Source organism: Deltaproteobacteria bacterium (assembly GCA_016213065.1).
Classification (GTDB): domain Bacteria; phylum UBA10199; class UBA10199; order SPLOWO2-01-44-7; family SPLOWO2-01-44-7; genus JACRBV01.
On the sequence record JACRBV010000086.1, the window covers coordinates 1 to 12,427 of the forward strand.

General features: G+C 44.9%; 11 protein-coding genes. 2 read left to right on the forward strand and 9 right to left on the reverse strand.

The window, feature by feature from the left end:
• The first annotated feature begins 873 nt into the window (after positions 1–873).
• Positions 874–1,617, forward strand: a complete 744-nt coding sequence (locus HY877_05115; protein MBI5299656.1) for a hypothetical protein — start codon at positions 874–876, stop codon at positions 1,615–1,617.
• A 39-nt stretch (positions 1,618–1,656) separates the two neighbouring features.
• On the opposite strand, the gene rsmG is transcribed toward HY877_05115, so the two are convergent.
• From rsmG to mnmE, 4 genes are read right to left on the reverse strand one after another with little or no spacing between them, the layout of a single operon-like run.
• The gene (rsmG, locus tag HY877_05120) at positions 1,657–2,292 is read right to left on the reverse strand and encodes a 16S rRNA (guanine(527)-N(7))-methyltransferase RsmG (GenBank protein ID MBI5299657.1); all 636 of its coding nucleotides are present in this window, start codon (positions 2,290–2,292) and stop codon (positions 1,657–1,659) included.
• Entirely contained in the window at positions 2,292–3,134 is an 843-nt protein-coding gene (locus HY877_05125; protein ID MBI5299658.1) for an MBL fold metallo-hydrolase, read from the reverse strand. Before HY877_05125 ends, rsmG begins: the two co-directional genes overlap by 1 nt.
• Positions 3,121–5,904, reverse strand: a complete 2,784-nt coding sequence (gene mnmG / locus HY877_05130) for a tRNA uridine-5-carboxymethylaminomethyl(34) synthesis enzyme MnmG (protein MBI5299659.1) — start codon at positions 5,902–5,904, stop codon at positions 3,121–3,123. Before mnmG ends, HY877_05125 begins: the two co-directional genes overlap by 14 nt.
• A 2-nt stretch (positions 5,905–5,906) precedes the next feature.
• Positions 5,907–7,292 carry a tRNA uridine-5-carboxymethylaminomethyl(34) synthesis GTPase MnmE gene (gene mnmE, locus HY877_05135; protein MBI5299660.1) on the reverse strand — a complete coding sequence of 462 codons (1,386 nt, stop codon included), beginning with the start codon at positions 7,290–7,292 and terminating at the stop codon, positions 5,907–5,909.
• Between the two features lie 53 nt (positions 7,293–7,345).
• Here mnmE and HY877_05140 point away from each other — a divergent pair, with 53 nt between their 5' ends.
• The gene (locus tag HY877_05140) at positions 7,346–8,407 is read left to right on the forward strand and encodes a hypothetical protein (protein MBI5299661.1); all 1,062 of its coding nucleotides are present in this window, start codon (positions 7,346–7,348) and stop codon (positions 8,405–8,407) included.
• 8 nt (positions 8,408–8,415) lie between these two features.
• Here the strand turns inward: HY877_05140 and HY877_05145 are convergent, their stop codons facing one another.
• The 5 genes from HY877_05145 to rpmH form a co-directional block, all read right to left on the reverse strand.
• Complete coding sequence (locus tag HY877_05145; GenBank protein MBI5299662.1) at positions 8,416–9,540, reverse strand: Fic family protein; 1,125 nt, start codon at positions 9,538–9,540, stop codon at positions 8,416–8,418.
• Between the two features lie 174 nt (positions 9,541–9,714).
• Complete coding sequence (yidC, locus tag HY877_05150) at positions 9,715–11,340, reverse strand: membrane protein insertase YidC (GenBank protein MBI5299663.1); 1,626 nt, start codon at positions 11,338–11,340, stop codon at positions 9,715–9,717.
• A gap of 9 nt (positions 11,341–11,349) precedes the next feature.
• The gene (gene yidD / locus HY877_05155; GenBank protein ID MBI5299664.1) at positions 11,350–11,556 is read right to left on the reverse strand and encodes a membrane protein insertion efficiency factor YidD; all 207 of its coding nucleotides are present in this window, start codon (positions 11,554–11,556) and stop codon (positions 11,350–11,352) included.
• Positions 11,528–11,989: a ribonuclease P protein component gene (rnpA, locus tag HY877_05160; protein MBI5299665.1), complete on the reverse strand. Its 462-nt coding sequence runs from the start codon at positions 11,987–11,989 to the stop codon at positions 11,528–11,530. The genes yidD and rnpA overlap by 29 nt, the downstream gene beginning before the upstream one ends.
• A complete protein-coding gene (gene rpmH, locus HY877_05165; protein ID MBI5299666.1) occupies positions 11,989–12,129 on the reverse strand; it encodes a 50S ribosomal protein L34 in 141 nt (46 codons plus the stop codon). Before rpmH ends, rnpA begins: the two co-directional genes overlap by 1 nt.
• Positions 12,130–12,427: the final 298 nt, after the last annotated feature.

The following is a 12,427-nucleotide window of genomic DNA, read 5'->3' on the forward strand; positions in this document are numbered from 1 at the left end:
ATCGAGATAGGAGGAGGGGCAGATTGAATCTGCCGCCCCCTTCCCCCCGTTGCACGTAGTGTGCGGATTTCCCGCGCTACGCGCTACAACGAGTGTTGCCCGAATGTCGGATACCTTTCACGGTACAGACAAGTTCACGGGTTATTACGAGTATTCTTCGCTCAAGGTTAAGGTGGTTGTACCATTATTGGTTCCTACCTTACTTCTTTGAGTTACTCCTCTTGGCTACTCCGTGCTTGTCTTCTCTCCTCGTGGCGATCCTTCGCGTCCACCATCGTCACTTTCGTAGCGGTGGTAGCCCGTGTGCTTTTTTTTTGCACACGGTCAGCCAACTTTCATTGGCCTTTGTCGCTACTACGTCGCCCTGACTTCTGGCAGGCGTTCGATTCCTCTTGCGAGTTTTCTACAGAAGGTTTTCTCTCCTGTTCCTGCCAGACCTCCGTGGGTCAATTTCTTTCCCTTATGTCTTCGTGCCGTCCGCACTCACCATGATTCGGAGATCGTTGTTAGTATTTGGCTTCGCCATAGTTGCGCAGGCTCGCCATTCGATTTCCATTGGCCGACCGGTTTAGGTTTTGGACTTATCTATCCTTCCTTACGGCCCGAAGACTCGCCTCAAACCTTACGGCTTTGTCCCTCACGAAACAAAGCTGTCCTCCCCCCACTTTCATCGAAAGTGCAGGGCCACGGCACCGTCAAGCGCCGCTTTTGGCTTCTTTTAAGCCCCTAACAAGGGCTCGGGTAGCTCTTCCATCTACCAGGGATTGTTTGTCTTCTCTTTCCCTCCTTTCTCCTGTAAAAAAATCTGCCACGCACACGCAACTTTTTTGGAAGTTCGCCGATAACTATAGTGGGTGGAGTAGAAGGAGAGGGGTGGTGTTCAATAAAAAACCTTTTGCTATCATACTGTTAGCTCTTTTTAGTTCTTTGGGCTGTGGCTCTTCCTCGTCTTCAACCGACACCGCCGCGCCACCGAATCAGCAAGTTACTTCCAATGCTGTGCAAAAATCAACGTCCCCTATTCCAACAAAAGCGGAAAATCTTCTTACATTTGATGTCTTGGGGGGAATTTTCAAGCAATCCGATACGGCCTCCGCCATGACTGTGGCCAAGACAACCATTAACCTGCCCCCGCCTCAGACAAAAGAAGAGGCCGTGGCACAATTTTCTATCGACACCTCTTATTCTTTTCTCGGCTATAAAAGTTCGGGACGGCTTGTGGTCACCGCCGCCGGGGCGGTGAACGAAGCGGCCATGTTGCGACATTACGAACCTTTGACTCTCCGCTTTTTGTTTTTCAATTACGCCTTTAAGAACGATTGTTTTGGGGTTGTGCATGTTGATGAAGAAATTCGATGTGAAATTGTGGGTGATTATTGGACAGACAAAAAAACTTTTTCCGGCACAGCACATTGCATTAACGGGCCGAAAGATAAACCGGATACAGTCATTTATATCACCGATAAAAAAACCTATGATGTTTCCTTCGACGCCCAATTAAAAATTGACGGAAATTATTTAAATTACGGTAGTTATTCTTATCAGGGCGAAATCACCATTGATGGAGCGAAAAGAAAGATCGAAGAACTTATGAAGGGCGGTCTTTCTTGCGAGTAAAAAGATCAGGGCTAGGCTTTGCCTAGCCGCGAAGCAAACTCAAAGAGTTTGCGGAGTAAAAAAGAGCAGGGTTCTTTTTCCAAGCCCCTCTTTTAATTCATAATCAATTTTTTTATCGAGACTCCATCCTTCAGAAGGAAGCAATTCTTTCTCCCATTCCTTTCCCTTCATCATAATAATTTTTCCTTCTAGTGTCAGATATTCTCCGGCTCTTTCAAGAAAATCCGAAATGGAAAAAGTGGCTCGTGTGACGACCACATCAAACAGACCAAATTTTTCGATGATTAAATCCGGGTTTTCAACCCGTCCCTGTACCGCTTCTATTTTTTCAAGTTTTAATTCTCGAATCACATGCTGGCAAAAAGCGATTTTTTTTCGTGAGCTATCCAAAAGCACCACTTCTATGCCGGGCCTTGCAATCTTGACTGGAATCCCCGGAAAACCGCCTCCAGTACCGACATCCAACAAACGACAGGATTTTGCCCCACCACCTGCCTTGCCCACGAAGTGGGCTTTCAGCCCAAAGGCAGGTGGTGGGGTTGGCAGATAAGGAACTAGGCTCAGCGAATCTTCAAAATGTTTGATCTGGATTTCTTTTGGGTCGGTAATGGCGGTCAAATTATAGGTTTTATTCCATTTCTGCAACAAGGCGAGATAGAGAGAGAAGGAATCCATCAGACTGAAAGACTCAGGCCCTCTTTGGCTAAAAAACATTTCATTTTACTTTTTAAACTTTTAATTTTTTTGTGGCAATTTTTAAGACGCTTCTCCAGTTGCCGATCATTGGTATTCGGGTCGTGATGAAAAAGAATGAGCTGTTTTACATTGGCCTTCAATGCAAAATCAACGACGGTTTCATAAGTACTGTGTCCCCAGTCTTTTTTCCGCGCATATTCTTTTTTGTCAAACTGAGAATCGTGGATGAGAAGATCGGCATTTTTGATCCACGAAAAAAACTTTTTGTTGTTTTTATCCAGATTGTGATCGGTGACATAAAAAATTCTTTTTCCGTTTGGAAAAATAAACTGAAAACCCAGCGCTCCATCCGGATGATTCACCCACCGGCTTTCCACTTTTACACCGTCAACCTTGAAACTTCCCTGTTTTAAATCTTTCCATTGAACATGTGATTCCCAGTCTCTCGGTCCAATCGGAAAATAAGGCGCTCTCAAAACATAAGCCAGCTCTTTCTTGAAAGAAACTCCCTTTTGAGTAGGCCCAGCCACCAGAATTTTTTGCCCTTTTTGATAAATCGGTTCGAAAAAGGGGAGACCAAAAATGTGATCCCAATGAAGATGGGAAATAAAAAGAGAAATGGAGATTCTTTTTTTGGCCAGTTTGTGGCCAAGAGACCGAATACCGGTGCCGGCATCACAAATAAGATAGCGCCCCTCAAATTCCAGAGAGATGCAGGAGGTATTCCCACCGTAACGTTTTGTTTTTAAATCGTAAGAGGGTACAGATCCACGCACTCCCCAGAAGGAAACTTTTACGCGTTTATTTTTAGCGGCTTTCAAATTTCTTTGCCTCTCGATGAAGCCCCAGTCGAACGTAACCTAGAAAAAGAAGTTTTCGAAGACCGGGTGTTTTGTATTTTTTATGAAGGGACCCTAACACATCCACCATGTCGTGGTACATTTGATAATTATAAAAAATCTCCCCCTTTAAAAAATCTTTTCCCTCTTTTGTGGAAACGGGGATTGATGAGAGTTTTGACAAATCTTTTTTCAGTTGGTTTTCTTCCTTATCCGACAAAACATGAAACGAATAGACACGACTTTGCGCGATGGTTTTGTCTGCGCTGTGCCCCAAATACCAGTGATAATTTTTTCCCTTTTCAAGATGAAGCTCCTGCCTTGTGAGGGAAAGATTTTTGTCGTCGGTTTCAACAAAGAAAATGCCTTTTTCACAAATCAAAGCGGGATTTTCTCCCGAAATATTTTTTCCCTTCCATTGGAAATTAATGGCGGGGGAAATTTGAATTGATCCATAAATAGGATAAAGTCCCTGAATGCCTCCTTCGGGAGGATGAATATCCAGCGGAGCCTTCTTTCCGGCGGGTCCCATTTTTATGAGGCTGAACGCGGCCTGCACACCATTTTGAATTCCTCCAAAAACAATTTTGTTTTTGGGGGGGGCTTCGCCGATTTTTAATGTCTGCCCCGGAGACAAAGAGAGCAGGGAACCATCGACAAAAAGAAGCAAGGCATTTCCTTTTTGATTGAACAAAACAGCTCCGTCATCAAACTCGTCTCCTGTTTGCACCATTGCTTGTTTTTCATTTGGACGAGTCAAAACAAGATTTCCGGTTTTTTCAACAACAACTCCGGAAACAGCAAACGCCGACGATGTTATTGCGAGGAATATTAATGATAAAGCAATCTGTTTGAAAATTTTTTTCGATTTGCGCATGTAAACCATCAATACTGAAATTGCGGCGGGAGTCACTCCGGAAATGCGCGCCGCCTGCCCCAGATTGGACGGGCGAATGCGGGTCAATTTTTCAATCACCTCTCGCGACAAACTGGAAACCGTTTCAAAAGAAAATTCCGAGGGCACAGTAATCGATTCCAGTTTTTTAAATTGGGAAACATCTTCTTCCTGCGCCTGAATATACCCTTCATATTTAATCTGAATCTCCACCTGTTCAGCGGCTTCTGCAAAAAGTTTTGCATCATTTATTTCCGGCAACGGAATGCTGTTTCCAAAATATTTTAACACAAGATCCAGATTTAATTCAGGCCTGCGAACCAATTCCAAAAGAGTGGTCGGTTTTTTAAGATACGCTGATCCTAACGCAGATAACTTCGCATTGATATTTTCCAGTGGTGTCACTGTAAAATTTTTCAATTGCTCCAACATTTTTTCGATTATCGATCGCTTCGTTTGAAAACGATTCCAGTCGTTGTCATCCACAAGCCCCAAATGGCGCCCAATCTCGCGCAAACGAAGATCGGCATTATCTTCTCTGAGTAACAAACGATATTCGGCGCGCGAAGTGAACATCCGGTAGGGCTCCGGCGTTCCTTTGGTCACCAGATCGTCAATCATCACACCGATATAAGCCTGCGAGCGATCTAAAATCAGCGGTTCCTCCTCCTTTACCTTCAATGCGGCATTGATTCCCGCCATCAAACCCTGACTGGCCGCTTCTTCATAACCGGATGTTCCGTTGATCTGACCCGCAAAAAATAATCCCGAAACTTTTTTTGTCTCAAGAGTGGAATAAAGTTCCATCGGATTGACGGAATCATATTCCACCGCATAACCCGGGCGCACGATCTCCGCTTTCTCCAGCCCGGGAATAGAGCGAAGCATGGCTATCTGCACATCGATCGGCAGAGAGGTTGACATCCCATTCGCATAAATTTCGTTGGTCTCCAAACCTTCCGGTTCCAGAAAAATTTGGTGGCGCTCTTTATCGGCGAAACGAACAACTTTATCTTCGATGGAGGGACAATAGCGTGGACCTGTCCCCTCAATCACGCCGCAATATAATGGCGAACGATCGAGATTGGCTTTGATAATTTCATGTGTCTTGGGCGTTGTGTAAGTAATGTGACAAGCCCGTTGCGGCAACTCCATGCGTGTGTCGGAAAAAGAAAAGAGAGGGGTTGGTTCCTCTCCAAACTGCGCCTCCAGTCCTTCCCAAGCAACACTGCGCGCATCAATTCTTGGTACCGTTCCTGTTTTCAAACGACGCAATTCAAAACCCAAATCCGCAAGACTTTTTGAAAGACCTTTCGCCGAAAAATCTCCGGCGCGTCCTCCTTCGACACTTTTCAAACCGTAGTGCATCAATCCATTTAAAAAAGTGCCTGTGGTTAAAATAATTGTTTTTCCCAAAAATGTTTCGTCAATTTTGGATGTAACGCCTTCTATTTTTCCATTTTTTACGAGAAGCGATTCAACGAGCGCTTGTTTGACAGTGAGATTGGGCGCTTCTTCCACAATTTTTTTCATGCGTTGGCGATAAAGGTGGCGATCGCATTGCGCGCGCGTGGCGCGGACTGCAGGTCCTTTACTTTGATTGAGGCGGCGGAACTGAATGCCCGTGGCATCCGTATTTTTCCCCATAATCCCGCCAAGCGCATCGATCTCTTTGACAAGATGCCCTTTCGCAAGACCACCAATCGCGGGATTGCAACTCATGTGACCAATCGTATCAAGATTGCCGGAGAGCAAAAGCGTTTCGCATCCCATGCAGCCAGCCGCCAAAGCGGCTTCGCAACCAGCATGCCCCGCACCAACAACAATCACATCAAAAATTTTTGGGTTGGAAACCATCTTTATTTCCCAATACAAAATTCTGAAAAAATTGTGTCCAAAAGTTCTTCGTCGATGTCTGAACCCGTTATTTCTCCCAATGCTTCGTGGGCCTTTCTCAAATGAAGCGCCACCAGTTCAACGGGAATTCGCTGTTGCAACGCATTTGTGGCGGCGCCGAGTGCCTGCAAACTTTTTCCCAACGCCTCTTTATGTCGGAGCTTTGTAATGCGCATGCCTCCTGCTTCACGACTGGATTGCCTCTTCACCCAATTCACCATGCTGTTCTGCAATTCTTTCAAACCATCGCCGCGCAAAGCGGAAATTGGGGAGAGCATTTCTTTTTCCTTTTTATTTAAAAGAAAAGATTCGGGATTCCAGACAATTCCTAAATCAATTTTGTTGAGACACAAAAGTGTTTTTGAAAAATCGAGTTTCGAAAGATAATCGACATCTTCTTTGCTCAGCGGGGAAGAGGCGTCGATCACCCACAAAATTAAATCGGCGTTTTCGATCAACTCTTCACTGCGCGCAACACCGATTGATTCCACTTCATCGGTTGTTTTGCGAAGCCCCGCGGTATCAAAAAGTCGGAAGACGTATCCACCCAACAAACATCCCTCTTCGATCACATCGCGCGTTGTTCCCGGAACATGATGGACAATGGCCCGATTCGATCCAAGCAACGCATTGAGGAGGCTTGATTTGCCGGCATTGGGTCTTCCAACTAAAATGGTTCGAACGCCCTCTCGGTGAAGTCTTCCTTCGTGATAGGTTGATAAAAGTTCTGTGAGCGCCACTTGAATCGGAGAGAGGCGATTTAAAATCCCCTCTTTCTGAATCATTTCAATATCTTCTTCGGGAAAATCGACGGAAGCTTCCACAAAAGCCCGCAGGCGAACCAATTCACTCCTGAACTCGGAAATTCTTTTTGAAAATCGGCCCGTGAGATGTTCCTTTGCTTGGGCAAGACCCGCTTCGCTTGATGCGCTGATGACATCGGCAACGGCTTCTGCCTGAGCCAAATCGATTTTTCCGTTGAGGTAGGCCCTTTTCGTAAATTCCCCCGGCAAAGCCAAAATAGCCCCGGCTTCCAGCGCCGCGGACAATATTTTCTCCATTAAAAGGGGACTTCCATGCCCCTGAATTTCGATGACATCCTCGCCGGTATAGGAATGAGGGGCCCGCATCCAGACACAAAGGCAATTGTCTAAAAATTCTTCTGTGGACGGATTGACAATTTTTCCTAAGTAAATTCGATGGGTTGCAAAGTTATCCACGGGCACGCGCCTATTTCTCCACAGCCTTTTCAACACCTTTCTGGACTGGGGACCGGAAATGCGGATAACGCCAATCCCCCCAACCCCGGGGGACGTCGAAATGGCAACAATGGTCTTGATTTGAGTCATAACACACCGCGTATTGGCTTTTTTCAATAACTTACATACTGTCGGGTCGCAAAATGAAAAACAATTTTGAAAAGAATCACAGTCCCTCCCCTTTTTCCAGACATTTTTCCAGACCTTTGCTGATTTCTTTCCTCGCAATGTCTCTTGTTGCTTGTTCCAAAGGCGTTGGCGGAAGTCCGGAACTGGTCGGAAATCCATCCTCCACCTCTCCGGGTGGCGTGGGCGTTAGCTCTACTAATGCCGGATCACAAAACAACTTTGATTTTGGCAATCAGATTTCCGTGCAAAAAATGATTTATCACGTGGGTCCTGTCGACCTTCCTGCTGGTCAATCGGTCGACGTCATGTTGGACAAACCAGCAATTCTTCGTTTTCAAGTTACAGAGCCTGTTTGGGTTATTGGATTTGAGCCTAAAGTTATTAATGGAGACGGGAAAGCCTTAACAGGACAACTTTTATACAAAGCCCTCGTTGTCAATAAACATGAGTCTAATCCTGTTTGTGCCTCTGGAAATAGCGGAAACCCTTTTGCTGTCGCCACATCCACTTTAACCAAAGTGGAACTTCCGGAAGGTTTTGGATATCCCATTTTGCCCAAAGACCCTCTCGAGGCAAAAGTTGTTTTTCATAATCCAACCGACAAAGACTACAGCGGCGTTGTCTTCTCCTTTGAAATTCAGGCAATCCCGATGGAAAAAGGCAAAGGCATTTCTGATGTAAAAGCAATGCTTCTCGACACGGATCCTTGCAACCACAAACCCATTGCCATTGAACCCGGTGCTTTTGTTGAGAAGAGTCATACCTTTACAATCCCGAATAATGGTAACCTAATGGTGGCAAACGGACTACTTTCTGATTATGGCGTTGCGGTTTCACTCACACATCAGGAAGGCGACAAAGCCTCTCTGGTTCCGTTCTGGAGAGCCGAAGCCACACTCGATGAAACACACCGCATTATTGATTTAACACCAAATCCCTTTATTGACCCGGCCGGGAAAAAGATTGCGCAAGGAGACAAACTTACTTTGGGCGTTTCTTTTGATAATTTTTCAGAGAAATGGCACAACGAAGCCACCGGTTCCGCAATGGTCTATTTAGCGCCCTCCGATAAATAGTTTCTTAATCACACCAGTTTTGGGAACAGCGTAATTGCCAAATCTCTTGTCAGATTAAATTGAAGATCACCATGTACCGAACTGCTGGTTGCAAGACGGCTGTTTAATAATTCCTTTATTATTTCTGTGGCCCTTCTTCGCTTCACACCGCAAATGTCCTGAACACTGCCACGGGACAGATTGCCTTTATAAAGCATTTCTTTCAAAACACTCACGGCGGCTCTTGAAATTATTTTTTCCGCCTCGAGAATTTTCAGATGTCTTTTATATCTGCCTTCGAAATTGCTTAACTCCAGCATTCCGCCCATAAAATCAAGCTGGTCCAGACACTCTCTTAAAAAATATTTGCAGAAGAGGATTAAATTTTCTTCTGACAACGGCCCCCTTCCGTCATAATCATTTCTTCGCGGTTGATCGGCCAACATTAAATGTTTGTCATACTCGGAACGATTTCTGGCAAGCGCTCTCGTTACAGTCCAAAGCCCTTTGGAATCAATTCCGAGCCTGTTTTCGAATGCAAGGGTAAACAGCCTTGCTACTCTTCCATTTCCATCTCTGAACGGATGTATCCATAAAAGTCTGTGATGAGAACTTGCAAAGGCAAGAAATTTTTTGATTCCGCTCAATCTTTTCAAGCTATAGGCCTCCTGAAATATTTCTAAATTATTTTCTATTTCATCCAGCGTGTCCGGGGGCAGGTGGTTGCCGACATCATCAGCCGGTCTATCCCTTAACTGTCCCGCCAAAACCGGAACTTTTGTGTTTTTGTGCGTCCGGGCATTATGCATTTCTTCAGGGAGCGTGGAATAAAATTCGCGATGCAACCAACACAAGAAATCTTTGGAACATATTTCCAAATTTTCCTCCTTTGCCAGCCGCTCAAGCATTTTTTTCTGTGTTGAAATATGCGCAAGATGCTCAAGTTGATAGTTTCTGAGAACTTTATTGGGTGACAAATTATTATTTAGCGCATCCTCGATATCCTTAAGCTTTGACGGATTTCCCTCCATCGCATTGGTAAAATAACTGTTTATATGGATTATGAACTCACTGATTGCTCCGGCAACTTTCGGATGAATGCCACTGCCAAGACCAGCCGACAGCTTGATAATATCCGTTATTAAGGTGTCCAATTCTTCGTCTGAATGGGATGGAATCGCGGGAAACACACTATTACTGTAGGGCAAAAACGGGCAAAACACCAGAAAATAGTGCGCATTATTTGTGCGCACTCAAAACATTATAACAATATAATATTATTGCTATTATTGTTAAATCTATTGAAAATATGTCCTAAATAGTGCGCGTTAAATCCGTCCCCGCACCAAATCTCTGAAACGAATCCCGTGCTGATACATCCATTGCTGGAGAATCGTCATCACCGTGTTGACCAAAATGTAAAGAGTTAATCCAACTGGCAAAAAGATCATAAAAACGGAAAACATCAATGGCATGATCATCATCATTTTTTGCTGTGCCGGATCGGCGGAGGGGGTTGGTGTCATTTTGGTTTGCAGAAACATCGCAACACCCAGAATAACCGGCATGATGAAATACGGATCCGGCGCCGAGAGATCTTTGTAGAACAAGAAAAAATGAGCGTGATAAAGTTCCACGGAATTCCACAACACTTTATAGAGGGCAATGTAGATCGGGAACTGGAGCAACATCGGCAAACAGCCACCCATTGGGTTTACCTTGTGGGCCTTGAAAAGTTGCATCGTTTCCACATTCATCTTCTGTTTGTCGTTCCCGTATTTCTCACGGATCTCTTTGAGGCGTGGTTGCAGTATTTGCATTCGTTTCATCGATTCCATTGATTTTTTGTTGATGGGGTTGAGGAGAATTTTGATGAGGACCGTCAAAAGAATAATGGCGACGCCATAGTTGTGAACCCCGTTATAAAAGAGTTGCAAAAGATAGAGAATCGGTGTGGCCACAATGGAAATCCATCCATATCCGATAACTTTTTCAAAATTCGCTCCAACATTTTGCAGATATTTAAGTTCTTTTGGTCCGCCATAAACATCCACACGTTGTAGCCAGCGTTCTCCGGGCAGAATTTGAACGGTGGGCAAAAAGAGTCTGGTAAAAAGAATATCCTCCCCGCCGGTTGTCTGACTTTGATAACGGCCTATCTCCAACTTTTCCCCTTCTTTGCCCGTTGGAATAATTCCGCCCAAAAAATACCGGCTTTCTGTCCCCGCCCAACTTATTTTTCCCGTAATAGTTTGTGAAACAGGCAGATTGGCATCTTCCAACGTTTCCAAAGAAGCATTATTAAAATAAACCGGATGCCATTTGTCGGGAGGTGTCTTGAAAAAAAGAGCCCCTCTTTGCGGACTTTCTTCGCTCGCAATTTTGGACCATTCAAAAGAAGGAACAAATGCGACGGTCTCTTTCTTGTTGTTGATAAATTCCGTCTCAACCCGAAGTTGATAGCTGTTTGGATCGAGGAAAAATCTTTTAAAAAGAGCAATCCCCTTTGAAGTCCACTTCAGCTCTGCCTGACTGCTTCCCTGATTTGTAAAAACGAAAGGCATTGCAACCGGAGCCTCAAAATTGCGGTTGCTAAACTGCCAATCAAGACTGTTTCCCAATGCATCCGTCAAAGAGACGCCCTGTTCTTCGCCTCCATTTTTCGTATATTTTTTTAGCTTCCAGTCTGTGGCTATTCCACGCATGGTGTTCAATGTGATTCGAACCAAATCATTTTCCAAAACAAAGGTTTCGCCTTGTTTGCTCTCTGTTTCAGTCTTTGGCGAAACAGCCACAGGAGTAGGGGTGGGGGTGGGGGTTGGACTGACTGAAGTGGAGATGGGTTGTTGCGGGGGGATTGCCTGAGGAGGCGGTGGCGAGAAAAATTTGTACCAAAGCGCCAACACCGCGACACTCAATATAACCGCTAATATACCTCTAAATTCTTTTGGCATAAGACCTCTTCAGGGTAGATCGACGCCACCCGGGTGACCCTGATGACATTTTAATAATCGTTTTAACATCAAAAGGAGTGCTTTCCACCACGGATCACGTTGCAAAACAAGTCTGAAATATTCTGAACAAGAAGGATAAAACCGGCAAGAGCCCGCAAACCAAGGAGACAAAAAGAGTTGGTAAGCTCTAACGCTTTTTAGAAGTAGATAGTGCATCTTTTAAATATTCCCAAATTTCCTTTTTGGTAAGAGCTCCCACAACCGGGTTCGCAATCACAACCACATCTCCCAAAGGAAATAAAGAGGGGTGAAGGCGAAAATATTCTCTTACAATTCTTTTAATAAGGTTTCGCCGATTTGCTTTGGCCACTTTTTTGGAGACGACAATTCCTAAACGCCTATTTTCTTTTAAGGAAGTGGTGGAAAATGCGGGCCCTGCCAGAAGCGAAGGGGTGCGTCTCCCCGAAAAGGGGCCCCTCGCACCCCGCGCGCGGCTGTCACCCGCCTGTTGCACCACGCTCTTTAATTGCCAGCGCAACCGAAAGTACCGATTTCCTTTGGAAAAAGACTTATCACGGAGCGAATTAAATTCCTCCGGTTTCAAAAGTCGCGCACTTTTGGGAAAGGAATGCACAAACGGTCTCTTCATCAGGCGGTCACAGCCAAACGATAACGGCCTTTTCGTCTCCGTCTCTTTAAAACTTTTCGACCATCGGGAGAGGCCATTTTTTGCAAAAATCCGTGCGTCTTCACACGTCGTTTTTTTGAGGGCTGGTATGTTCTTTTCATAGTCTGTCTCTTTTCAAAATGTTGAAGCGAAGAACCTCAAGTAATACCTGACTTGGAAGCCCATTTCCCAAAATCTTTCGTAGGGTTGGGCGAGCGTTGGTGTCAAATCTTCTTTGCCCCTCTTTGTCAAGACGTTTTTTTCTCTTTGCCACACAACAACTTATCACTTTTATAAAATTTTTTGTTGTGTGAATCGGACAGCTTGCTAAACACAACGCTTCACCTGAATCATGACGCTCCACTTGATATTTTTTCAGCGAGCAGAGCGAGCGTGAGGGGGAGGCTCCAACGGCTTTGC